The following is a 24,413-nucleotide window of genomic DNA, read 5'->3' on the forward strand; positions in this document are numbered from 1 at the left end:
CGTTTCCTGAGACGACCCCTATCATTACGACGAACTTGAGCTTCTCGGAATGGAGCAATGTATTTGGTGATGCTAAGTTGACGACTGCACTGCTGGATCGACTGACTCATCATTGCCATATCATCGAAACGGGTAATGAATCCTATCGTTTTAAGCAAAGCACGGAGGAAGCCAAGCAGCGTATAAAGAAACGAGAAGCAGAGAAAGGAGAGTTATTTTAACCGTCGATCAGTGAAGAAAAAGCAACAGCAATTGATCGATTTATCCACAGCAGTGTAGTACGCTACATTGCTTAAATGCCTGGTCAATATTCAACGAGCATCGCTGGTCAATATTAAGTGAGCGTCAACAATCTTGGGCATTTCGGGGTATCTCTGGTGGCACAAACAGGTTTGCAGTTTGACCTTTCCACATCTCAGGGAAAGCTCATGGCTTCTGTGATGTCTGCATTAGCAGAGTTTGAGGGAGATTTACTACGTGAACGTGTGCGCTCTGGTGTAGCAGCGGCACAAGCGCGTGGCGTTGTGTTTGGTCGTCGTCCTGGTCAACGTACCAAGTCAGATCGTCTGGCACCTAAAGTGTTGGAGTTGGTGTCTGCTGGACACTCTTATCGACAAGTCGGTCGGCTGGTCAATCTAAGCAAAAATACCGTGTTGGATATCGTTAAAAGAAGTCGGAGTGAAAATCCTTAGCGTGCTATATTTTCCGTTTCCTGAGACGACCCCTAACTGAAGACATTGACGGTGGATGGGCTGCAATGGGAATTAAAACCTCTACAGAGTTCACAGCGGGTTGCAAGCGTTGGGTTGAGTTGAGGTTATCGGATTGGAAGTGGAGGGCTGCCATATGATTGCCATCTCTGACATAGCGTTTTAAGGTATTTTTCTAGGGCGTATTGATGTTTCAACGTATTAACAATCATACGAACAACCTCATTCTCTCAGGTCATTTTCTTCTTGCCGATGGGTGATTTTTCGCCGATAAGCACTTGGTGATACACCAAACCAGCGTTTAAACGCGCGCCGAAAATTAGCAGAGTCGTGGTAATTCAGTAAGCTGGCAATTGCCTCGACCGATATTTGAGGGTCATGTAAATAACTACTGGCTTTCTCAGATAAAATCCGATCTCGAATCAGCCGGTAACTCGTGTTCTCTTTGACCAGACGTCTGGCCAGCGTACGCTTATTCATAAACAAGGCTGCAGCCAGATCCTCTTCACTCAGTTGCCCGAGCGGATAGGACAGCATGGCTTTTTGCACTTGGTAGGTGGTGCTGTGTTGTTGGGTCTTGAGCCGGTTGAGGATCATTTCGCATTGTTGCATCGCCAGCAGATAGCTATCGTGCTGCGCGGATGCATTGGCAATCAAGCACAACTCGGTCGGCACTCGGATCGACAGTTGTGGCTGATCAAACTGATAGGTACCGGCAAGATAATCCGCGTAACAGGCATGATGATCGGGGGCGGGATGGCTAAACTGAATCACCGCCTCGGTCAGCGGTCGTCCAACAATAAATTCGGCACATTCCGAAAAAATCACCGCAACAGTTTCGGACAGTAGCCGATGTACTGCATGACTCAAGGTCTGCTCAAAGAAAATCAAGCAGGTCGTCCACTCAGCATTGGTGTGTGTTTCGAGCCTAATCAAACTCATACGGGTCGGCAAAAAAGTTTGAAACGCTTGTAACACGGCCAATAAGTTCGGGCTGCTATTGATTAAAAAGCCCATCGAGCCATGTGTTGACGGCGTGAGCCGCTGCCCTAAACGCAAGCCAAACTGATCGGATGCGGACAACTCCAAGCTATTTTGTAAGATTTGAATCTGTTGGCTGGCCGTGATCATGGTGTCATCACGCATCAGTTGCTCAGTGGTCAGCGCAGTGAATTTTAATAATTTCGGCAGATCGCGCGCTTGTAAGTCCAGTTCTCGACCGATCAAACGGGTATAGCTACACGGAATGATCGCGGGTTCTTTGCCTGAGTGAGTCTGATACATGGAATATGCTTTATTGGCTGACGAGGTAATATTGTCTTTTTATGACCTCTATTTGTCAAATAATAACCTCTACAGAACCGCAGAGAGTGCGTAATCTTGAGCTTGAACAGTGAAATTAAGCCAAATCGGAGTCGTAGCCATGAGCCAAATTACATTTATTGCCCACGATGGTGCACAAACCAGCGTTGCAATCGAAGCGGGTAAGTCACTAATGCAGTTGGCGGTTGAAAACGGTGTTGCCGGAATTGATGGGGATTGCGGTGGCGAATGCGCCTGTGGTACCTGCCACGTGATTGTCAGTGCTGAGTGGTCGGATGTTGCGGGTACGGCACAAGCGAATGAGCAGCAGATGTTGGAAATGACCCCAGAGCGTGCTGCCACCTCACGTTTGGCGTGTTGTATCCAAGTGACCGATGCAATGGATGGCATGACGGTACATCTGCCTGAGTTTCAGATGTAACACGTCAGCTGTAACCCAGCGGATCAACCGCCTTAACAAACACACCTCGTCAACGATGCTCAGTCAGGAGACCATCATGAACTCAGTCGCAGAAATTTTTGAGAAAATAACCCAAACTGTCACCAGCACCGCTGCAGACGTAGCAACCACGGTTACGGATAAAGTCAAGTCTAATGAGCAGTTTCAAACGGGCAAGCAGTTTTTGCATGGTCAAGTGACCCGTTTTGTCCCATTGCACACGCAGGTTCGCGGCATTCAGTGGATGCAAAAAGCCAAATTCCGTGTGTTTAACGTGCAAGAATTTCCTGCATTTATCGAGCAACCGATTCCAGAAGTTGCAACACTGGCACTTGCTGAGATTGATGTTAGCAACCCATTTTTATACAAGCAAAAAAAATGGCAGTCTTACTTTAAGCGGCTGCGTGATGAAGCACCGGTACATTATCAAGCCAACAGTCCGTTTGGGGCATTTTGGTCGGTCACGCGTTACGATGATATTGTCTATGTCGATAAAAATCATGAGATTTTTTCAGCTGAACCTGTGATCGCGATTGGCAACACCCCTCCTGGGTTAGATGCTGAAATGTTTATTGCAATGGACCCACCCAAGCACGATGTGCAGCGGCAGGCCGTACAGGATGTAGTCGCACCAAAAAATCTCAAAGAGCTAGAGGGTTTGATTCGGCTACGCGTGCAAGAGGTTTTGGATCAGTTGCCAACGGATCAGCCGTTTGATTGGGTGCAGAATGTTTCGATTGAGCTGACAGCCCGTATGTTGGCAACATTATTTGATTTCCCATACGAAAAGCGGCACAAATTGGTTGAATGGTCAGACTTGATGGCTGGCACTGCGGAGGCCACAGGTGGGACAGTGACAAATTTGGATGAGATTTTTGATGCAGCAGTCGATGCAGCAAAGCATTTTGCGGAGTTATGGCATAGAAAAGCCGCACAAAAATCTGCAGGCGCTGAAATGGGCTATGATTTGATCAGCTTGATGCAGTCAAACGAAGCGACTAAAGACCTGATTTATCGGCCGATGGAGTTTATGGGCAATTTGGTCTTGCTAATTGTCGGCGGCAACGATACCACACGCAACTCGATGACGGGTGGGGTATACGCACTTAACCTGTTTCCAAATGAGTTCGTCAAACTCAAAAACAATCCGAGCTTGATCCCGAACATGGTATCCGAAATTATTCGCTGGCAAACCCCGCTGGCCTATATGCGTCGGATTGCCAAGCAAGATGTAGAGCTTAACGGTCAGACCATCAAAAAAGGCGACAAGGTGGTGATGTGGTACGTTTCTGGCAACCGCGATGAGCGAGTGATTGAGCGACCTGATGAATTGATCATTGATCGTAAAGGTGCGCGTAATCATCTGTCATTTGGTTTTGGTGTGCATCGCTGTATGGGTAATCGCTTGGCCGAGATGCAGTTGCGAATCTTATGGGAAGAGCTGCTTCAGCGTTTTGAAAATATTGAGGTTTTGGGTGAGCCAGAAATTGTGCAATCTAACTTTGTGCGCGGCTATGCCAAGATGATGGTCAAACTGACTGCCAAAGCGTAGGTATCAAAATAGGCGACAGAGGCATTTTGCAACTGTCGTCGGCAACAATTGATGCTGTGCATCAACCATGAACTGAGTGAATTCATATGCAAACAATCGTCATCATTGGCGCAAGTCATGCTGCGGCGCAGTTGGCGGCAAGTCTGCGGCCAGATGGCTGGCAGGGCGAGATTGTGGTGATCGGCGATGAGCCGTATTTGCCGTATCATCGACCGCCGTTGTCCAAGACCTTTTTATGCGGTGCACAACTGGTCGATGAGTTATTGATTCGGCCAGCCGCTTTTTATCAAAAAAATCAGATCGAATTTCGGCACGGGCGGGTGGTTGCGATTGATCGGGCAGCGCGCAGCGTGACACTACAAGATGGCAGTACGCTTGCGTATGACCAGTTGGCGCTGTGTACCGGTGCACGAGTCAGGACGGTGTCGCTGGCTGGGTCTGATTTGGCAGGTGTGCATTATCTTAGAAATATCAGCGATGTACAGGCTATCCAGCCATTTGTACAACCCAACGGCAAAGCAGTGGTGATCGGTGGTGGCTATATCGGTCTTGAAACAGCCGCCGCATTGACCGAGCAGGGCATGCAGGTGGTGGTCTTGGAAGCCGCCGAGCGGATTTTGCAGCGGGTAACTGCACCGGAAGTGTCGGACTTTTATACGCGGATTCATCGCGAACAGGGTGTGACGATTCATACCGGTGTGTCGGTCACGGCGATCACGGGTGAGGGGCGGGCGCAAGCGGTGCTGTGTGCCGATGGTTCGATGTTCGATGCAGATCTGGTGATCATCGGGGTCGGGGTTGTACCGAATATCGAGTTGGCGCTGGACGCGGGCTTGCAGGTGGACAATGGTATTGTGATTGATGAGTATTGCCGTACCAGTGCGCCAGAGATTGTGGCCATCGGGGATTGTGCCAATGCGTTTAATCCGATTTATCAGCGGCGGATGCGCTTGGAGTCGGTACCAAACGCCAATGAACAGGCCAAAATTGCCTCGGCGACCTTGTGTGGCTTACAGCGGACCTCGAAGAGTTTGCCTTGGTTTTGGTCAGATCAGTATGATCTAAAGTTGCAGATTGCGGGACTCAGTCAGGGGTATGATCAGATCGTGATTCGGGGTGATGTGCAGCAAAGGCGTAGCTTTGCAGCGTTTTATTTGCAGGCGGGTCGCCTGATTGCGGCGGATTGTGTGAATCGTCCGCAGGAGTTTATGCTAAGCAAAAAGCTGATCACGGCTGGTACGGCGGTCGATCCACTGCGGTTGGCGGATGAGTCGATTGCGGTACAGGCGTTGATGGGGTAGCTTAAAACTACATCAGGCTAGATTTGCATTACGCTGATTCAGATGTTAATCAGAATGGCATCGATAGATACCTGTGAGAGCAAGTCAGGTGCAGCTTTGGCTTTGTGTAATTCACCACCCGTGATCGCAAACACGATGGGTAATCCATACCCATCTACGGCAAGATGGATCTTACTTGTCTTGCTACCTCGACTTAAGCCAATCGCCTCCTGATCGTGAGTTGCAGCACGTGCATTATGTTGATGTGCCTTGACGTAATTGCTATCCATAACCCCTACTCTATATCAGAGTCAGTAGATAAAACCCTGAGTATGCTTTGGAAAAAACCTTTTGCTGACCAGTCGTTGTATCTTTTGTAGAGATTAGGCTGCTGACCAAACTCAGTCAGGAGGTAGGTCTAGCCATGGACATTTCACCCACATTCTGTAGAGCATGGCTTCTACGGTGAGCCGTAAATTTGGTTTGTGATCAATGTCCTGTTGCTTGAGCATAGGAGAAATCTTTGCTCAATGTTGGTCGTTCAGCATAAAGCGTGGCATGGTGGACTCGGATGGGGAGAGCTTTAATTCTCTGAGTCTGCCTCCAATTTGCAATCAATATTTTCAAACGTCAACACACTCTAATGTAAAAAAACTAACATTAAAAAAACACCTCTGCCAAAAGGTCTGGTAGCTATATTCGATGTCAAAGATGATCTGGCTCACCTGCTGCGTTGTTAACTCATTCTATCAAATTTTGAGGACAGGCTTGACATTTGGTCAATCGACCAATATATATTCAAAATATGCATTTGGTCATTTGACCAATACCCGTTGAATTCTTGTGTGATATTTGCTGTGCCTGACCAAGGTGAAAAATATTGCTCAAGGTCAAATGTGATAGCAGGTTTACAGACATTCGATGCCTTTACAAGGAAACTCTCGCCATGACTCATATGATCAATATCCAGCCACGTAAGCCGCGGTTTGATTTAAGTGATGTTCCAGTTTTTTGGAACGACGGTGACCCGGTGTTAACACGCTTCTTTGATGCACTTTCTATTCACTTCCCCGATGGAGAGCGTTTTTTTATTCAGTCGGTGCGTAACTATCAGGATCTGGTCACAGATCCTAAACTGAGAGAAGATATCAAAAACTTTTTTCGCCAAGAAGCGCAACATGGCATTGTGCATGACCAGTATAATGCGGTGATGCAGTCGCAAGGCATTCATGTCGAAAAGGTCATCGCAAGATTCAAATTATTTATTCGGCTCTCCCAAAAACACCTGCCCGCCAAGTATCTGTTGGCCATGACAGCTGCCTTTGAACATATTACTGCTGTACTAGGCGAGGGTGCTATGGAGGGTGAGGGTGAGATGTTCAAGAATGCTCATCCCGCAATGCGTGCCATGTTCATGTGGCATGGGGTAGAAGAAGTCGAACACAAAACAGTAGCCTTTGATGTTTACGAAACAGCGGCAGGTGGGGGGTATTTCACCCGCGCATCTGCTTTGATTATCGGAACGCTACTGGTACATGCGGTGGTTGGCTCAGTTCTTTGGCATATGTTGAAAATTGACAAACTACAAGGTCAGCCATTGGTGCTTGCTAAGGGATTTTATCGCCTCTATGGACCACGTGGCCTGATTACCAGACTTATTCCACGCTATCTGGACTGGTTTAAGCCAGGTTTCCATCCTAGCGACACCGAAATCCCAGAAAAGGTTAATTCTTGGCTGGCTGAATATGATAAGCATCAAGACCCTATGGAAGCGTCACGAATTGTTTTTAATGTCCCCATTGCAAAAGCTGTATAGATCAGGAGAGACCGTGAAAGACTCGACTCGACTTGACCAAGTCGAGTAACCTGTCTTATTGATATAATGTTATGAGTCAAACTATGTTGAGTAGTGAATCTACGCGAGTCGAAGTTGCTGACCGCGAGAGAGTATTAGCCGCTTCTGCCAAGCTGTTTCGAGAAAAGGGTTTTGAGCGTACCAGTGTGCGAGAAATTGCCAGTGCTTGTGGTATTCTTCCAGGCAGTCTGCATTACCGCTATCGTAGTAAAGACGATATTTTGGTTGATATGATGCGGCTTGCTATTGAGAGAACTATTTACAGGATTGTTGAGGCGACTTCCGCGATTCAAGATCCACTCAAAAAAATGCAATCGGCACTGCAGACACATGTCGATATCCTTATGTCGGGTGACGATATGGTTTATGTGTTGTTGTTTGAGTGGCGCTCGGTACATGGAGTCGCACGTGAGCAGATTATTGCTGAGAGAGACAGATACGAGCGATATTGGCAGACAATTCTTGATGATCTGCAGTCTTATGGTTGTATCCGAAACGATGTGGATGCAGATCTGTTAAGACTGATTGGGCTAGGAGCAATAAACTGGGCTGCCACTTGGTATAAAGAAAATGGTAAGTACAATCTTGAACAGATCGCGGATGCGATATGGCAGATGATGACAAGAGGCATCCTTAATCCAGATTTTCACGAAGAGGCAAAAAACCTGTGACCAACTATAAGACTCCATCCCGTATCACGCACGCCATCGGGAGGCATTGTGGCAGCTCCGCAATTCGTGATTTGCTCGAGTTTAATGGGCTGAATATTTCCGAGGCCATGTGCTTTGGATTAGGCTCAGGGCTTGGCGTGACCTATTTGGAAATGGCTGACGCCCCTGTGCCATTTTTAGTGCATGTGCGGTCTTTGGGGTTTGAAGCGCGCGTATTTGAAAGTATCGGTATACCCTTTGAGTGGCAAACCTTCGAGTCACCCGAATCGGCAGCCACCGCGCTGGAGAAATGTTTGGATGCGGGTCACCCCACCCTGTTGCTGACGGATATTTTTTATTTACCTTACTTCAACAGCAGCACGCACTTTCCCGGTCACGCCATAGCCGCTTGGTCGAGAAATCCAGAGACAGGTGCGGTATTTGTCACCGATACCGAGCGTCCGAGTGTTTTGTCGGTGACGCGAGAGGCACTGACCCGCGCACGTTTTTCTACACAGCCCCCATTTATTCACTATGGCAATATGTTCACGCCCACCGCGTTTCAAGGCGAAATTACCCCCGAGATGATTACCGGTGTCATCCATGACAACGCCAAGTCATTAGCTGTGAGTGGCATATCGGCACTGGAAACATGGCTGGCCGAACTGAGTCGTTGGGGAGCCACAGGCGATTGGCACTGGACGACCCGATTTGCCTACCAAATTATTGAAAAGCGTGGCACAGGTGGCGGCGGCTTCCGCAAAATGTACGCTGAATTCCTTGATGAAGCGGTTCACTATGACGCAAGTGTACAGCAATATCGACTGCCCCTGTTAATGAGGGCTTGCGAAAAAGCATGGACGGCATTAGCCATGTGTTTGAAGTCTGCCTCGGAAAGCACAAACTTTCCATATGCCGCCATTGAAGAGGCCATTGTGGCGGTGATGCAGGCCGAACGTAATTATACAGATGCCGCCCTTGCACTTTGAGACGTGCCGCTAATTTTTTCGCAATAAAATCAGCCAGCAATGGCGGGAGTTCAAAAATGGACAGTAATAACACGGCACACCTGACCATGGCTAAGGCGTTTTTTGGTACTAATCACCCTTTATTCAATATGTTCAATATTAGTGTTGGTGCAGTGAGCGATGGTCATGCCGAGATGACGATGCCCTTCTCTGAGCAACTCTCTGACCGTAAAGGCTCACTGCATCGAGGGGCTTTGGTGACGCTGCTGGATACGACTTGCGGCTTATCTATTTTTTCGTCATTGCGGTCGTTAGAGCCGATTGCCACTATTGATTTGCGTGTCGATTTTTTGCGACGTATTCCCTCTGCGGTAGGTTTAAAGGCGATAGTGGATTGCATTGGTAGAACCGATACGGTGGCCTTTATCACGGGCCGAGCGGTTGCAGAAGACAGTGGTGAGCTACTGGCTACTGTCACTGGTTCTTTCGCAATCGGCACGATGGGACCCTCTTTTGACAGCAATGAAGCGCGAGGCGAGTGATATGAGTATAGTAAATCAGATGAGCGCGGAAACACCCCCACTAAAATTGTGTGACGAGCCTTTTGTCGATTTTCTAGGTTTTCGTGAGGAAATGCAACATGGAGAAATACAGTACTTTATGGACTTTCGTGATTCGCATATCGGCAACCCGATGATTGGCACGTTTCATGGCGGCATTCTCGCGAGTTTTGGTGAAGTGGCCGCCGCCGCCTATCTTGCCCGTCAGCGTGGTGATAATGAGCTGCCCTTATGCTCCACGATGACCTTTGATTACCTGCGGCCAGCATTTATAGGTACGTTACAGGCAGTCCCCAGTATTGTTCGTGCGGGTCGGCGCATTACGACAGTATCGGTTCAGTTACTACTTGATGGCAAGTTGGTTTGTATCGGTCGATTCCTGTTTACGGTTAGCAGCAAATAAAATTGGAGCAAGCTCAGTTCAGGATGCCGACCCTGTTTTACTCAGAAAAATTTTCAATAGATAGACAAATAATATCAAATAGCTGGAACTACTACTGATACCGATACAGCGTTGGCGCAGAAATCCCAAACTCCTTCGCCAATGCTCGCTTGGTTTTGTAGTCGCCAGATTCAAGACGTTGATGCAGCAGAGCCACTTGTTCAGGAGTCAGTGACGGCTTACGGCCCTTGTAGGGGTCGTCTCAGGAAACGGAAAATATAGCACGCTAAGGTTTTTCAATTGCGCGCAATGGCCTAAATTTTCCACCACCTATCTTGGCTTTGCTTCGCCATAGATAATCCCCAGTTAAATTGATGTGCTCCCACCCCAGCGGTGACAGATATTGCAGCAAGGTATCATCGACTGTGCGACCATGCCCTCGTAGGGCGTTAGTCGCTCTCTCTAAATAAACCGTGTTCCACAATACAATGGCGGCGGTCACTAGATTCAAGCCACTGGCTCGATAACGCTGTTGCTCAAAGCTTCGATCTCGAATCTCACCCAATCGATAAAAGAAAACGGCGCGCGCTAATGCATTACGGGCTTCACCTTTATTTAATCCAGCTTGAACCCGACGGCGTAGTTCTACGCTTTGCAACCAATCCAAGATAAACAGTGTGCGCTCAATACGCCCCAGCTCTCGTAATGCCAATGCCAAACCATTCTGTCGTGGATAACTACCGAGTTTACGTAGCATTAGCGACGCTGTGACAGTCCCTTGCTTGATTGATGCGGCCAGACGCAAAATATCGTCCCAATGAGTACGAATCTGTTTGATATTCAGTGTGCCGCCAATCATGGGTTTAAGTGCGGCATAGTCTATGTCTGACTTTGGAATATAGAGTTTCGTATCGCCCAGATCACGAATTCGTGGTGCAAATCGAAACCCTAGCATGTGCATGAGTGCAAAAACATGGTCGGTGAATCCAGCCGTATCGGTGTAGTGTTCCTCGATGCGTAAATCAGACTCGTGATACAGCAGCCCATCAAGAACATAGGTTGAATCACGAACGCCCACATTGATCAGCTTACTGCTAAATGGTGCGTATTGATCAGAAATGTGTGTATAAAATAACCTTCCAGGCTCTGCGCCATATTTTGGATTGATATGTCCTGTACTTTCAGCTCTGCCACCTGCGCGGAAGCGTTGGCCATCTGATGAGGAGGTAGTGCCATCTCCCCAGTTTTCAGCGAAAGGTTGTTTCAATTGAGCATTCACCAATTCGGCCAATGCCGTTGAATAAGTTTCATCACGGATATGCCAAGCCTGTAGCCATGAGAGTTTGGCATAAGTTGTACCAGGACATGATTCGGCCATTTTCGTCAGCCCTAAATTAATTGCATCAGCCAGTATGGTCGTGAGCAATAACGCTTTATCCTTCGCAGTGTCATCCGTTTTCAAATGAGTGAAGTGTCGAGTAAAGCCTGTCCATTCATCGACCTCCATTAATAATTCGGTGATCTTGATATGTGGTAACAGCATTGCTGTTTGGTCAATTAAAGTTTGGGCTGTATCAGGAGCCACGGCATCGAGAGGTGTTATTTTTAGACCAGATTGATTGATCATCGCATCAGGCAAATCGTTGGTCGCTGCCATGCGATTAATGATTGCTAATTTCTGCTCCAATAGGGCTTTGTTGCACAAAGATTTGAAATGCAAAGCGCCCCTAATTGTGCCAAATTTAAGGCGTAACTTGGGTAAGTGGTCGACCTAATTCCGTAAATCTGTTGAGAACTGCTACACGTGCATGAATTTCATTCACCTGACTAGGAAAGCTTCTTGCCATTAATTTATCGCCTAATAATTTGATGCAATGCATCTTGGTTTCCACCAAACTTTGGCGATGATAGCCTGACCATTTTTTCCATAATGTCCTGCCTAAACGTTTAACTGTTCGAAGTAATTTATTTCGCTCTAGCGATCTACTCTTTGTATCTTTCCATGGTTTCGCATTTTTTCTAGGTGGAATCACCGCATATGCTTGCCGATCTGCAATGACCTGACGGCATTGCTTGGTGTCATAAGCTCCATCGGTATAAACAGAGTCAATCTGCTCATCTTGTGGAATCTGATTAAGTAAATCACCAAGCACCTGTGAATCACTGACATTATTGGTTGTGAGCTGAATAGCGCGTATTTGTAGGGTTTTGGCATCTATACCAATATGTAGTTTACGCCATTGGCGACGATATTCAGCTCCATGTTTCTTGCGTTTCCATTCGCCCTCACCTAGAAACTTCATGCCTGTAGAGTCTACGAGTAGATGCAGCCCATCGCTACTTTTTTGGTAGCTGATTGCAATATCAATATGCTTTTGTCTTCTACAAATGGTGGAATAATCTGGTGCTGTCCAATTTAATCCGCAAAGTTTAATCAGACTTTGCACAAAGCCAGTAACCATACGTAAAGACAAACGGAATAGAGATTTAATCATTAAGCAGCATTGGATAGCTGCGTCGGAGTAGGTTTGATTTCGCCCTTGTTTGCCTTTTGATGGAGCATACCATTGCGTAGCAGGATCAAACCAAATGGCAATATTTCCGCGACTCATGAGTGCTCGGTTATATGCGGGCCAATTGGTTGTGCGGTAGATTTTGTGTGTAGGCTTCTTCATTTGAAAATTATATCGCTGAAAAAGCCTTTACAGATAGGTTTGTGCAACAAAGCCCGTCGGAACTAAATACATAAAAATCCGTACTCATTATCTGCTTAATGCCTCTAACGGCAGGGTGTGGAATACAAGTTAAATGGGCGATTTCTTCAGTTTGTTCTATCCGAAGAGGGAATTGTTCTCGTATATCTTGAATCAGAGGATTCCATTCTAAAATTAAGAAAATAGCGAGCTCTAAGTCAGAGAGTAGATGATGTGTCCGCTTCGTTTTATGGCCGTAAACTCGATGAGAGCGACCAAGTGATGATAGATCCCGAACAGTCAACCACGGTTTATATGATGATAACTCACCATCGCCTCGGCCATCTTTGATCCATTTTTGCTGTTGTTGGACTGATAGCATAAAAAACACCTGTTGTGTTCATTTGAAATGAGCATAACAGGTGTTCATAAAACAAACAATCTAGTATGATACTTTTTTGTTTAGTATGACACTTTATTGTTTGGTGTGAGACTTTATTGTCTGACTACAAACGACGCTGATACGCCGTATCGAATTACTCGACCGTAACACTCTTGGCGAGGTTACGTGGTTGATCGACATCAGTACCACGTAACACTGCAACATGATAAGACAGCAGTTGTACAGGCACGCTGTAAACGATCGGTGCCAGCCATTCATTTACTGCTGGCACATGAACCACGTGTTGACGGTCTTTACCGTGAATACCGCTATTTTCATCTGCAAAGACAAATAATTCACCACCACGGGCTTGTACTTCTTCCATGTTCGATTTGAGTTTATCGAGCATGTCATCCTGCGGCGCTAAAATCACCACAGGCATTTCATTATCCACTAATGCCAATGGCCCATGCTTCAATTCACCTGCAGCATAACCTTCAGCATGAATATATGAAATTTCTTTCAGTTTCAATGCACCTTCAAGTGCAATCGGGAAGTGTGTACCACGGCCCAAGAATAAGCAGTGATTTTTCTCAACGAACAATGCAGATAAACGCAGAATCTCTGTGTCACCCTGTAAGGTGTCCAAAATCACTTTTGGACAATGCCACAATGCTGTTGTGATCTCATTCAATTGAGTATCAGACAAGCGATTTTTGACTTGACCAATTTTTAAGATCAATAACATCAATGCTGCAAGTTGCGTGGTAAAGGCTTTGGTTGATGCCACCCCAATTTCAGGACCAGCAAGCGTCAGTAAATGATGATCTGTTTCACGTACCATTGATGAGGTTGCAACGTTACAAATCGTCATGGTATTGATGTCAATGCTATTGGCTTTGGCACGTTTCTGGGTTTCACGCAACGCGGCTAAAGTATCCGCAGTTTCACCTGATTGAGAAATACAGATATACAGTGTATTTGCCACAATCACTGGGCTGCGATAACGGAACTCACTCGCAATCTCAACTTGGCAAGGGACGCCAATCAGTTGTTCAAACCAATATTTGGCAATCATCCCCGCATGATAGCTGGTCCCACAGGCAATAATTTGAATTTGCTGAATCTTGTCAAAATCGGCATTGGCATGATTGAGGAAATCTTCACGTAAGCTATTGCCGTTCAATGCTTGAGAAATGGTTTGCTGAATCGCTTCAGGCTGCTCATAGATTTCTTTCAGCATGAAGTGCTTATATTCACCCTTAGATGCATTGCTGACCGTTGCATCTAACTCTTTGACTGGACGTTGTACAGGCTCGCCGTTGACAAAGACCTCAATGCTGCTACGGGTTAAGCGCGCAATATCACCTTCTTCTAAATAAACGAAGCGATTGGTCACAGGCAATAATGCCAATTGGTCTGAGCTAATGAAGTTCTCGCCAATACCGACACCAATCACCAGTGGCGAACCTTCACGAACTGTAATCAATTCGTCTGGATGTGCCGTATGCACAATCCCAAGTGCATAAGCACCTTTAAGGCGTGGTGTAATCTTTTGTACCGCTTCCAACAAGCTATCGGTTTGCTTTAACGCATCGTGCACAAGATGTGCAACCACTTCAGTATCGGTTTGCGAGGTAAATACATAGCCTAAAGCTTGCAATTCATCTTTGAGTTCTTGGTAGTTTTCAATGATCCCGTTATGAACCACTGCAACATCACCCGAAACGTGCGGGTGGGCATTATTTTCTGTCGGTTTACCGTGAGTTGCCCAACGCGTGTGTGCGATACCCACATTACCGGTTAAATGTTGTTCTGATACGGCTTCGGCCAAGTTGGCAACTTTACCAACACGACGTTCACGTAGGATTTTCTGATTATTGAGTAATGCCAAACCAGCAGAGTCATAGCCGCGATATTCCAGACGTTTTAGTCCTTCAATCAGAATATCGGTTACACAACGTTCAGCAACGCCACCAACAATACCACACATAATTTTATCCTCTTATTTTTTCAGTTTTTGGGGACGTTGATAATTTGCTTTTTCAAACTGTTTTGATCGTTCGACAGCCAAACTATGCTCAGCCACATCTCGAGTCAGGGTTGATCCTGCACCCGTTGTAGCACCTCGACCAATTTTGATTGGTGCAACCAAGGAGTTATTGGTTCCAATGAATACATTGTCCTCAATAATGGTACGGTGTTTGTTGGCACCATCATAATTACAGGTAATGGTACCCGCACCAATATTACAGCCCGCGCCAATATCGGCATCACCTAAGTAAGTAAAGTGATTGGCTTTTGAGCCTAGACCCATATTCGAGTTCTTCACTTCAACAAAGTTACCGATATGCACATCATTGGCAAGATTGGCACCTGGGCGTAAACGCGCGAAAGGCCCAATTTGGGTATTTTCACCGACAATTGCATTCTCAAAAATGCTATAAGCCTGAACCTTAGTACCTGCTGCAATGCGGGTATTCTTTAGAATACAGCCTGCACCGAGTTGGACGTTATCACCCAACTCGCAATCACCTTCGATGATGACATTGACATCAATCTGTACGTCTTGTCCACAGCTTAAGGTACCACGTAAATCAAAACGATTTGGGTCAATTAAGTGAACACCTTGTAGCATCAATTCTTTGGCTTGTTGCTGTTGGAACTGACGTTCCAAGGTCGCAAGTTGTAAGCGGTTATTCACACCGTCAACCTCAAATGCAAGCTCGGGTTCAACTGAGGCGACCTCTAAGCCATCTGCAATTGCCATCGCGACAATATCGGTGAGATAATATTCGCCTTGCGCATTTTCATTGGAAAGTTGAGGCAACCACTCATGCAGTTTTGCATTACTGACACAATAAATGCCGGTATTAAATTCTTTAATTTGGCGTTGCGCCTCATTGGCATCTTTATGTTCAACAATGGCTTGAATTTTGCCGTCTTGACGGACAATACGGCCATAACCTGTTGCATCATCGACTGTGAGCGTTACTAAGCCAATGCCTGTCTGAGTTGATGCATCCAATAATTTTTGTAACGTATTTGCATGAATACAAGGTACATCGCCTGATAAAATTAGCGACACACCCTCTTGCGGTAAAACAGGTAGGGTCATTTGTACGGCATGACCTGTGCCGAGTTGTTCTGCCTGCTCAACCCATTCGATCTGTTCTGCTGCAAAGCTTTGCTTAACCTGCTCACCGCCATGTCCATATATGGTAATAATGTTTTGGGCATTGAGTTTTTTTGCGGTTTGAATCACATGTCCAAGCAGAGGACGACCTGCAAGTGGTTGTAATACTTTTGGTAATTGTGAACGCATCCGCGTTCCTTTCCCAGCTGCAAGAATAATAACAGTTGTTGACATAACTAACTCTAATAGTGGCTTAAGTCAAAAGATAAAAATGAAAAATAAGAATACAGAGTGCTGCCCAAAGACCAGCAATGATATCATCCAGCATAATCCCTAAGCCGCCAGACACTTTTTGGTCAGCCCAGCTAATTGGGAATGGTTTCCAGACATCAAATATACGGAATAAGATGAAGCCGACAATGACCCATAGCCAATTCATTTGCTGTAAATAGAGCAAAGGCAGTAGGGTAATGGATTGTCCTGCAAACTCATCCCAGACAATGCGGCCATCATCATGCACATTGATGACTTTAGCGGTATGTCCACAGATATAAATGCCAATCAAAGACATTAAAACAACCACGACGATACTGGCCGATAGACCGAGATAGAGCCATAGCGGCGTAAATAACAGTGCAAAGGCAGAACCAAAGGTTCCAGGGGCTTTGGGTGCTAAACCAGAACCAAAACCGACACCGCAGAACACGATGAAGCGGTTGAACCAAGTCATTTGGTTAAAGTGAATGGGAGGCTTATGCAAAGTGTTGGTATCCATGAACATGTAATGGGTGTGCTTTGCCCATATACTTAAATAACAATCCAGTTTGTTGGGTAATTTCGCCGATTATTGTAAGCGGAACATCTAATTGTTGTTGCGACAGTTGTTTAAAGTTTTGCGGTGATATTGTAAAGCATAATTCGTAATCATCGCCACCTGCAAGCGCATAATGCCAAGCTTGTTGCAAATCTAGTTGTTTCAGTGATGGATCTAACGGAAGTTTCTCAAGCTGTAAGCTTGCACCCACCTGAGAGGCTTTCAGAATATGCCCAAGGTCTTGGGCAAGTCCATCAGACACATCAATCATACTACTAGCCAACCCCTTCAGCTGTTGGCCCAGTTGACAACGTGGGGTTGGATAATCAAGGCGCTGTTGCAAAGCATGGCCAAGATGTTGTAATCCAAACGCAGCATCGCCAATTTGGCCGCTGACACAGATATAGTCACCGACCTGAGCACCTGCACGGGTAATGGCCTGACCGTGTTCAATCCAACCTAAGGCGGTCACACTGATGGTCAATTGGGTACTTTGGGTGGTATCACCCCCAATCAGACTCACGCCAAATTGATCACAGCAATCAAAGATGCCCTGACTAAAGCCAGCCAGCCAGTCATGATCAACTGCAGGAAGACTCAAGGCGAGTAAAATGCTGTGGGGTTTTGCACCCATTGCCGCCAAATCCGATAAATTGACTGCAACACTTTTCCAGCCGATGGCATGGGCAGCGGTGTCTAAGGGGAAATGGCGACCAGCGACCAGTGTATCTGCACAGATCACCAGTTGCTGCGAAGGAGGGGGAGTAACGATAGCCGAGTCATCACCGATGCCTAAACTGACATCGGTATTGGATGTACGTTTAAAGTAATGCTCAATAATTGAAAACTCAGCCATCTAACACAAGCCTATTATTTTGCTTGCTGTTTTTCAGCTTCACGCAGCTTCGATGAAAGACGGTCTAATACACCATTGATGTATTTGTGGCTGTCTGCACCACCAAAGTGTTTAGCTAGCTCAATCGCTTCATCAAGTACAACGCGGTACGGCACTTCTAGGTGATCTCGGAGTTCATATGCACCCAGTCGTAAGGTTGCAAGTTCTACGCCATCCAGGGCATTTAACTCACGGTCAAGTACAGGGATGAGTAACTCATCTAAAGCTTCATGTTGAGCAACCACTTGAGTGAGCAATTCATGGTAATAGTTAAGGTCAACTTTGTGCATGGCATTTTCAACACGCGTGCGTGCTTCAATTTCATGAACTGGGTTATGACTCATTTGCCATTCATAAATCCCTTGTACAGCAAAACGACGTGCTTTGCGTTTCGCTGCATAAGCGGCCTGAAGTGTTTGCGACATGCTTTAAATTGCCTTTAATAAGTTAACCATTTCGATTGCAGTCAATGCAGCTTCGCTACCTTTGTTACCTGCTTTCGTACCAGAACGTTCAATTGCTTGTTCAATGCTGTCTGTGGTTAAGACACCATTGATCACAGGCATTGTGCTTTCAAGTGCAACTACACCTAAACCTTTTGCACATTCACCTGCAACAAAATCAAAATGTGGTGTGCTACCACGGATCACTGCACCTAATGCAATGATGGCATCAAATTGATTTGAAGCCGCTAATTTTTTTGCAACGATCGGCAGTTCCCAGGCACCTGGTGCATGGATCACAGTGATCGCTTCTTCTGCAACACCGTGGCGTTTCAATGTATCGATCGCACCTTCGAGTAAATGTTCAACCACGAAGCTGTTGAAACGACCCACTAAGATCGCATAACGACCTTCGCTTGCGAGATGTAATAAACCTTCAATTCGGCGAATTGCCATAGCAACCTCGATTATTTTGCTGTGATTTGATCGGCAGTGATGTATTCCACTACCTCTAAATTAAAACCAGATAAGGCATTGAAACGAAGTGGAGAACTCAACAACTTCATTTTCTCAACACCTAAATCGCGTAAAATCTGTGCACCGACACCAATGGTCTGATATTGATGAGAAAGTGCTGCATTGGATTTCAATGGTTTTGGTTGGTTTAAGCTGTTGAGTGCAGGGCCTAGGTCTTCTAGGTGATCCTGACCAATCCACACCAACACACCACGATCACTGGCAGCAATGGTTTTCATTGCAAGATCTAAATTCCAAGCAGACGAACCATCGGCTTTATTGAGTTTCAATAAGTCACGAATCGGGCTGAAACCATGTACACGAACAGTGGTCACGCCTTGTTTCGGATCACCTTTAACTAAGGCAATGTGAATATCTGGATTACCGATTTCACGGTACTTATACAGTTCAAATGCGCCGTATTCTGTCTCGATGCTTTCTTGAGACAAACGTTCAACGGTTTGCTCATTGGTCATGCGATAATGGATCAGATCTGCAATGGTTCCGATTTTTAAGCCGTGTTTTTCTGCAAACACTTCTAGATCGGGACGACGTGCCATTGTACCGTCATCATTAATAATTTCACAGATGACAGAGGCTGGCTCTAAACCTGCTAAACGGGTGAGATCACAACCTGCTTCGGTATGACCTGCACGGTGTAGTACACCACCCGGTTGTGCCATCAATGGGAAGATGTGACCCGGTTGAACGATATCACTTGGTTTGGCATGTGCCGCCACTGCGGTACGAATGGTATGTGCACGTTCAGCGGCTGAGATACCGGTACTGATGCCTTCTGCCGCTTCAATCGAAAGGGTGAAGTTGGTTGCGTGTTGCGCACCATTTTGATCAACCATTAAAGGAAGGTTGAGTTGCTTACAACGATCACGACTAAGCGTCAGGCAGACCAAACCACGTGCATGGGTAATCATGAAGTTAATATCTTCAGGACGAACATGCGTTGCGGCGATGACTAAGTCACCTTCATTTTCACGATCTTCGTCATCCATAAGGATAACCATTTTGCCTGCACGAATATCTGCGACAAGCTCTTCAACACGACTCAGCGGCATTCGCTTTCACCTTTGATGCTGCCTTTTCAGGCACTAGTATTCGATAAATCTGGCATAGTTTACCGCATTTTAAAAAATTTCGCCTGTGCTTCTTTATCAATAACATGACAGGTTAAAAAACTGATCAGGCCATACTTTATTGAGAGTCGTGTTTGCCATTTAATCAGAAAGCTTTGAGTCTTTATCCGGTTGAGATTGACTGGTCTAAATAAAAAAACAGAAGGCTTTATCCTGAGACAAAGCCTTCTGCTGAGGTAATTCGGTTCACTTGCGCGAACCGTGATTTATTCAAACTCTGTCGATGCCTTGGCTTTTTTACCCATTAAAATTTCGGTACGCAGCGTTTGGGCAAGGGTTGCACATTCCTCATTCATACCATTAATCATAAACGCGTGGCGCGTCATGATATTGCTTGGATTTGGCATCGCCACCAATTCATAACAGTTTTGAATGTTTTTAAGTTGCTCGTGATTTAAATGCAACGCTGCCTCTTTGGCATGTAAATGTTGCGCCAAGCGCTTTGCCGCTTCAACGGCATCCAGTTGCATGGCATCTACCGCACTTGCCACTGCACCACGAGTTTGTAGCGCAAAGCGTTTATCTTCACGATAACGTTTATACAGAACATCTGCTAATAATTGGAACACCGCACCGACCATCATCAGACACTCCAGTGCATGTGATTTTTCCGAGCTGGTTGCCAGAGTTGCGCCTTCCGCATTAAATTCCTGTACCACTTGAATTTGAGCAGGATCAATTTGGTAATGCTTGGCACAGAGCACAATACTTTTATCTAAGAACAATTGGCACAGCTTGAAATAGGGGACAGAAACAGATTGATTGACACTGCTTAGTAATTGCTTCGGATCATAAAACTGAATGTTGAGCGCTAGAGCTTGATCATCCAATTGTGCTGACTCGATTGGACTTTTTTCAACACGTGGCTTGCTTGGTTGGGCTTTTGCTTGTTGTTGTGCCTGAGCAACCAAGGTCACGGTATTTTGCTTTTCCAAGGCCAATGCTTGGGTTAAACGCTGAATCTCATGCTTGAGGTGATTTTCTTGATTGATGCGTGCCAAGTATTCACTGCGGGTTGGACGTGCAATCGCACGGTAAGCCAACCAGATTAAGCCATGAATAAATAAAGAAACTAAAATAGCCAACCATTGAGTCCGTAAAATCTCACCGATACTCGGCTGGATTAAGGTAATTTCAACAGTACCCACTTTCTTTTCATTTTGTAGCGCATCACGAACAAACACTTCACCTTGGCGAGTTTTGGCCATGCCGCTGGTTGCAAGCACTTGTTTATTGGCGTCCAAGATCCGAATAGAGGCAACACTTGGATTGGTGGCATAACGATTTGCCACCAAGGCCAGTGAAACGGTATTGGCTGGTTCCAACTCTGCAAGACTATCTGCCACTAACTGACTGGTCATCAGTTGTCCTTGGCTAGCGCGGTTTTCATTGAGTTGATGTGTCGTTGCAATCACCAATAAAAAGGTATGCAATGCAAAACTTACGATCAGTAGGCTAGCAAATAGCCCTTGGCGAGGCGCATTCAAGTTAAACTTCCAAGGCAAATAGATTCATGGGTTATGTTATGATTCTTACAATAGTTGTCGCTCAACCACGAGTCAATTCATGCGAGAAATCATTCTTATATCCTTTCTAGGACCAGATCAACCGAATCAGTTTACTCGATTAATGCAGGTACTATCCGTACATTCTTTGCAAATTCTCGATGTCGGTCAGGCGGTTATCCATAATCAACTGACCCTTGGGATCGTTGTTGCATCGGATAATGAGACCGCAACAGCATTAGCAATGAAAGAGATTCTGATTTTAGCACATGATATTGGCCTAACTGTGCGATTTAAACCAATCTCCAACGCAGAATATGATCAATGGGTGAGTGAAGGTGGTCGAACACGTTATATCGTGACTGCACTTGCACCAGAACTGACCGCTGCACATCTGCAAGCAGTGACAAAAATTGTGTCGAGTCAGGGCTTTAATATTGAAACAGTCACCCGTTTATCAGGGCGTTTAGAACTTGATGCGGAAAGCCCATTTCCACGCCGTGCCTGTGTTCAATTTGGTTTAAGTGGACAGATGCTGGATGCACAGGCAATGCGTGCAGCTTGTCTAAGTTTATCGGGTGAGTTGAATATTGATGTGGCAGTGCAGGAAGACAATGCGTATCGCCGTAATCGTCGCTTGGTATGCTTTGATATGGATTCGACCTTGATCGAGCAAGAAGTCATTGATGAGTTGGCGTTAGAAGCAGGTGTTGGTGCACAAGTAGCTGAAATTACTGAGCGTGCCATGCTGGGCGAGCTTGATTTCCAGCAAAGCTTCCGTGCCCGTGTGGCGTTATTAAAAGGCTTAGATGCTTCGGTGCTGCCAAAGATTGCGGAACGGTTGACGGTAACCGAAGGGGCAGAGCGCCTCATTTCAACGCTTAAAGCCTTAGGTTATAAAACCGTAATCCTTTCAGGAGGGTTTCAGTATTTTGCTGAATATCTTCAGGTAAAGCTGGGTATTGATGAAGTACATGCCAACATTTTAGATGTCGAAAATGGTGTGGTGACAGGTGAGGTGAAAGGTGCGATTGTTGATGGTGCTCGTAAAGCAGAGTTACTGCGTCAATTGGCTGAGAAAATGGGCATTTCGCTAGAGCAGGCGATGGCCGTGGGTGATGGGGCCAATGACTTACCGATGCTCTCGATCGCAGGTCTTGGTGTGGCGTTCCGTGCTAAACCTTTGGTTCGTCAAAATGCCAATCAAGCGATTTCCAGTGTTGGTTTGGATGGTGTTTTGTACTTGTTAGGTATGCATGACAAAGATTTAAATCGCGCCTAAGCCGATGCTAAAATGCTTCAACATAGGGCCGCTTTTTCAGCGGCCTTATTCATTTTTTGTACGTCATTTATCCGTCATAATTATGTCTAAATGTATAGAAAAACAACGATAAAAAAATTCCAAAAAAAGTTTTTTTGCAGCAAAAAAGAGGCATAGTTTTTTGTAATGACACGCGGCAATTGATGCTATATGGAGATTCAGGACTTTTCTATGTTTTAAAAATGTAATGACAAAAGCATATTGCGACAGCTTGTGTCGTAAGGTTAATTTCAGGCTCTTTTTTTCTAAAAAAAACGCTCCATAATGCATAAAGACGTTAATGCAACACGAAGTACTGTTAGAGATTACAGAACAAGATAGAGGTCTGAACACGATACAGATCACCCTTTTTAAGACGGAGGTTTCTATGGAAGCAGCGAATTTCACCATGTTGGTTGGATTTGGCTTAATCGCTGTCGCAGTTATTGCTGTTTTCTTTTCTCCTTATCGTCGTTGGTTAGGTTTTATGTTGGCAGGTATGCTGTGCTGGGGACTATTAGAAGTGGTGCGCTTTGGTGTGCAAACCATGTTCGAGATGTCCGTTGCTTATAGCTACCTAACCGCCTTGAGCCTCGCGATGATGACGGTTACATTTATTCTTTTACGTGAAGACAAACAAGCACAAAAACAGCTGGCAAATCGCCAGTATATTGAACATACACCTGTTTATAAGGACGATCAGCAACAATGTTCTAGCAGATAAATTATAATAATTCGAACAACATCAAAGGCATGCTCAGCATGCCTTTTTTGTACTAATTTTTTGCAACAAAGCTTTTACAGACCGCTCTACAACTGTGCTAGGATACGGTTGTCTTAATTTTCATCATAATACTGTAGGCATAATTGTCATGAAGCTTTCTTCTTTACCTGTGGTTAAGTTACCTATCGTTGATGTAAGCACTGATCCACTGGATTTATTAGTGGCAGGTTTGGCGTTACGTATGAAGCAATTGGCACGTACCAGCCCAAAGTTTATTGAATTGGTGCATGACCGTGAATTCCGTATTCAGATTGGTACAGATTTAGGTTTTGCCCGTCAGATTCTTGTGAATCGTGGCAAGATTGATACCGTTGCAGGTAGCCCAGAAAAAGCAGATTTTATTTTACAGTTTGCGTCAAGCGAGCAAGGTGTTAAAACTTTGTTGAAAGGTGATCCGACGGCATTTATGACGGGTATGCAAGATGGCAGCATTAAAATGGAAGGTGACTTTAGCTTATTGGTGTGGTTTAACCAGGCGGCAAAACTGATTCCACCTAAAGTGCCAAAACCAGTCAAAGAAAAAATTCGTCAAGCACGTGCCTTTATTAAAGAAAAAACAGGCAAGTAAATGAGCTGACATAAAAAAACTCCCATTGGGAGTTTTTTTATTGCCGTGATTTATTCGACTTCTAGGTTGAAAGTCACTGGACCATCATTGACCAGATGCACTTTCATATCTGCGGCAAAAATCCCAGTTTGCACGTGGTTAAACTGTTGTTGAGCATACTCGACCAATTGTTCATACAGCGCTTTTGCTTCTGAAGGCGGCATAGCAGGGCCAAAGTCAGGACGCAAGCCTTTTTGTGTTTGTGCCATCAGCGTAAATTGAGAGACCAATAGCAGTCCACCATTGGCTTGGCTGACATTCCAGCCCATTTTGCCTTGTTCATCATCAAAAATTCGATATTTCAGAATCTTATCAATCAGCTTTTGGCCTGTTTTAAAAGTATCTTCTTTGCCTAGACCTAAAAACACCAGTAAACCGTGTTGAATTTCACCTGTCGTCTGTCCTTCCACCACAACTTTGGCTTCAAGGACCCGTTGAATTAATGCACGCATAGAAAAGTAAGGATCC

The 24,413-nt window shown here is 45.5% G+C and carries 24 protein-coding genes and 4 pseudogenes; 13 read left to right on the top strand and 15 right to left on the bottom strand.

The annotated features are described in order from the left end of the window. Positions 1–2 precede the first annotated feature (2 nt). Both F993_RS0119815 and F993_RS02515 read left to right on the top strand, forming a co-directional pair. Positions 3–221: pseudogene (locus F993_RS0119815) on the top strand (ATP-binding protein); the annotation flags it as partial. A gap of 117 nt (positions 222–338) precedes the next feature. After that, positions 339–692, top strand: a complete 354-nt coding sequence (locus F993_RS02515) for a recombinase family protein (RefSeq protein WP_009516421.1) — start codon at positions 339–341, stop codon at positions 690–692. 240 nt (positions 693–932) lie between these two features. Here F993_RS02515 and F993_RS02510 read toward each other — a convergent pair whose 3' ends face one another. Then, positions 933–1,994 (bottom strand): transcriptional regulator CypR, encoded by a 1,062-nt coding sequence (locus tag F993_RS02510; RefSeq protein WP_004656993.1) that lies wholly within the window; start codon positions 1,992–1,994, stop codon positions 933–935. Positions 1,995–2,133: 139 nt separating this feature from the next. Here F993_RS02510 and F993_RS02505 point away from each other — a divergent pair, with 139 nt between their 5' ends. From F993_RS02505 to F993_RS02495, 3 genes are all read left to right on the top strand, one after another. Continuing rightward, positions 2,134–2,454 (top strand): 2Fe-2S iron-sulfur cluster-binding protein, encoded by a 321-nt coding sequence (locus tag F993_RS02505; RefSeq protein ID WP_000078398.1) that lies wholly within the window; start codon positions 2,134–2,136, stop codon positions 2,452–2,454. A 76-nt stretch (positions 2,455–2,530) separates the two neighbouring features. After that, the gene (locus tag F993_RS02500) at positions 2,531–4,024 is read left to right on the top strand and encodes a cytochrome P450 (RefSeq protein WP_001089493.1); all 1,494 of its coding nucleotides are present in this window, start codon (positions 2,531–2,533) and stop codon (positions 4,022–4,024) included. Positions 4,025–4,110: 86 nt separating this feature from the next. Continuing rightward, positions 4,111–5,325: an NAD(P)/FAD-dependent oxidoreductase gene (locus F993_RS02495; RefSeq protein ID WP_001193555.1), complete on the top strand. Its 1,215-nt coding sequence runs from the start codon at positions 4,111–4,113 to the stop codon at positions 5,323–5,325. 38 nt (positions 5,326–5,363) lie between these two features. Here F993_RS02495 and F993_RS02490 read toward each other — a convergent pair whose 3' ends face one another. Beyond that, the gene (locus tag F993_RS02490; protein ID WP_004656998.1) at positions 5,364–5,594 is read right to left on the bottom strand and encodes an IS5 family transposase; all 231 of its coding nucleotides are present in this window, start codon (positions 5,592–5,594) and stop codon (positions 5,364–5,366) included. Positions 5,595–6,250: 656 nt separating this feature from the next. Here F993_RS02490 and F993_RS02485 point away from each other — a divergent pair. From F993_RS02485 to F993_RS02465, 5 genes are all read left to right on the top strand, one after another. Beyond that, entirely contained in the window at positions 6,251–7,120 is an 870-nt protein-coding gene (locus F993_RS02485) for a metal-dependent hydrolase (protein ID WP_000149466.1), read from the top strand. An 83-nt stretch (positions 7,121–7,203) separates the two neighbouring features. Next, positions 7,204–7,830, top strand: coding sequence for a TetR/AcrR family transcriptional regulator (locus F993_RS02480; protein ID WP_000952904.1), 627 nt, complete (start codon positions 7,204–7,206; stop codon positions 7,828–7,830). After that, positions 7,827–8,798 (top strand): BtrH N-terminal domain-containing protein, encoded by a 972-nt coding sequence (locus F993_RS02475; protein WP_000186299.1) that lies wholly within the window; start codon positions 7,827–7,829, stop codon positions 8,796–8,798. Before F993_RS02480 ends, F993_RS02475 begins: the two co-directional genes overlap by 4 nt. A 56-nt stretch (positions 8,799–8,854) precedes the next feature. Further along, positions 8,855–9,319 (top strand): PaaI family thioesterase, encoded by a 465-nt coding sequence (locus tag F993_RS02470; RefSeq protein WP_000378064.1) that lies wholly within the window; start codon positions 8,855–8,857, stop codon positions 9,317–9,319. A gap of 1 nt (position 9,320) precedes the next feature. Further along, entirely contained in the window at positions 9,321–9,740 is a 420-nt protein-coding gene (locus F993_RS02465) for a PaaI family thioesterase (RefSeq protein WP_000029507.1), read from the top strand. Positions 9,741–9,831: 91 nt separating this feature from the next. On the opposite strand, the pseudogene F993_RS20270 reads toward F993_RS02465, so the two are convergent. From F993_RS20270 to F993_RS02410, 12 genes and pseudogenes are all read right to left on the bottom strand, one after another. After that, positions 9,832–9,954: pseudogene (locus F993_RS20270) on the bottom strand (helix-turn-helix domain-containing protein); the annotation flags it as partial. Between the two features lie 51 nt (positions 9,955–10,005). Next, a pseudogene (locus F993_RS02460) lies at positions 10,006–11,409 on the bottom strand (Tn3-like element ISAcsp1 family transposase); the annotation flags it as partial. A gap of 52 nt (positions 11,410–11,461) precedes the next feature. Beyond that, entirely contained in the window at positions 11,462–12,394 is a 933-nt protein-coding gene (locus F993_RS02455) for an IS5-like element IS17 family transposase (protein ID WP_081401976.1), read from the bottom strand. 55 nt (positions 12,395–12,449) lie between these two features. Further along, positions 12,450–12,794 (bottom strand): annotated as a pseudogene (locus F993_RS02450) (heteromeric transposase endonuclease subunit TnsA); the annotation flags it as partial. 154 nt (positions 12,795–12,948) lie between these two features. After that, positions 12,949–14,787 carry a glutamine--fructose-6-phosphate transaminase (isomerizing) gene (gene glmS / locus F993_RS02445; RefSeq protein WP_004657007.1) on the bottom strand — a complete coding sequence of 613 codons (1,839 nt, stop codon included), beginning with the start codon at positions 14,785–14,787 and terminating at the stop codon, positions 12,949–12,951. Positions 14,788–14,799: 12 nt separating this feature from the next. Beyond that, a complete protein-coding gene (glmU, locus tag F993_RS02440) occupies positions 14,800–16,164 on the bottom strand; it encodes a bifunctional UDP-N-acetylglucosamine diphosphorylase/glucosamine-1-phosphate N-acetyltransferase GlmU (protein WP_004657008.1) in 1,365 nt (454 codons plus the stop codon). Positions 16,165–16,183: 19 nt separating this feature from the next. Next, positions 16,184–16,705, bottom strand: a complete 522-nt coding sequence (locus F993_RS02435) for a phosphatidylglycerophosphatase A family protein (protein WP_004657010.1) — start codon at positions 16,703–16,705, stop codon at positions 16,184–16,186. Further along, positions 16,683–17,600, bottom strand: a complete 918-nt coding sequence (gene thiL / locus F993_RS02430) for a thiamine-phosphate kinase (protein ID WP_004657012.1) — start codon at positions 17,598–17,600, stop codon at positions 16,683–16,685. The genes F993_RS02435 and thiL overlap by 23 nt, the downstream gene beginning before the upstream one ends. Before the next feature lie 14 nt (positions 17,601–17,614). After that, positions 17,615–18,064: a transcription antitermination factor NusB gene (gene nusB, locus F993_RS02425; RefSeq protein WP_004657014.1), complete on the bottom strand. Its 450-nt coding sequence runs from the start codon at positions 18,062–18,064 to the stop codon at positions 17,615–17,617. 3 nt (positions 18,065–18,067) lie between these two features. After that, positions 18,068–18,538, bottom strand: coding sequence for a 6,7-dimethyl-8-ribityllumazine synthase (gene ribH, locus F993_RS02420; RefSeq protein WP_004657017.1), 471 nt, complete (start codon positions 18,536–18,538; stop codon positions 18,068–18,070). An 11-nt stretch (positions 18,539–18,549) separates the two neighbouring features. After that, positions 18,550–19,671, bottom strand: coding sequence for a bifunctional 3,4-dihydroxy-2-butanone-4-phosphate synthase/GTP cyclohydrolase II (gene ribBA, locus F993_RS02415; protein WP_004657019.1), 1,122 nt, complete (start codon positions 19,669–19,671; stop codon positions 18,550–18,552). A gap of 284 nt (positions 19,672–19,955) precedes the next feature. After that, positions 19,956–21,254 carry a hypothetical protein gene (locus tag F993_RS02410; RefSeq protein WP_171066018.1) on the bottom strand — a complete coding sequence of 433 codons (1,299 nt, stop codon included), beginning with the start codon at positions 21,252–21,254 and terminating at the stop codon, positions 19,956–19,958. A 61-nt stretch (positions 21,255–21,315) separates the two neighbouring features. Between F993_RS02410 and serB the strand changes: the two genes are divergently transcribed. The 3 genes from serB to F993_RS02395 all read left to right on the top strand — a co-directional run bounded on the left by serB (position 21,316) and on the right by F993_RS02395 (position 23,906). After that, the gene (gene serB, locus F993_RS02405) at positions 21,316–22,536 is read left to right on the top strand and encodes a phosphoserine phosphatase SerB (RefSeq protein ID WP_004657023.1); all 1,221 of its coding nucleotides are present in this window, start codon (positions 21,316–21,318) and stop codon (positions 22,534–22,536) included. Positions 22,537–22,942: 406 nt separating this feature from the next. Next, complete coding sequence (gene aciT, locus F993_RS02400) at positions 22,943–23,278, top strand: ciprofloxacin tolerance protein AciT (RefSeq protein WP_004657025.1); 336 nt, start codon at positions 22,943–22,945, stop codon at positions 23,276–23,278. 148 nt (positions 23,279–23,426) lie between these two features. Next, complete coding sequence (locus F993_RS02395) at positions 23,427–23,906, top strand: hypothetical protein (RefSeq protein WP_004657026.1); 480 nt, start codon at positions 23,427–23,429, stop codon at positions 23,904–23,906. 50 nt (positions 23,907–23,956) lie between these two features. On the opposite strand, the gene dtd is transcribed toward F993_RS02395, so the two are convergent. Next, positions 23,957–24,397, bottom strand: a complete 441-nt coding sequence (gene dtd, locus F993_RS02390) for a D-aminoacyl-tRNA deacylase (RefSeq protein WP_004657028.1) — start codon at positions 24,395–24,397, stop codon at positions 23,957–23,959. Positions 24,398–24,413 lie beyond the last annotated feature (16 nt).

The organism is Acinetobacter proteolyticus (assembly GCF_000367945.1).
Classification (GTDB): domain Bacteria; phylum Pseudomonadota; class Gammaproteobacteria; order Pseudomonadales; family Moraxellaceae; genus Acinetobacter; species Acinetobacter proteolyticus.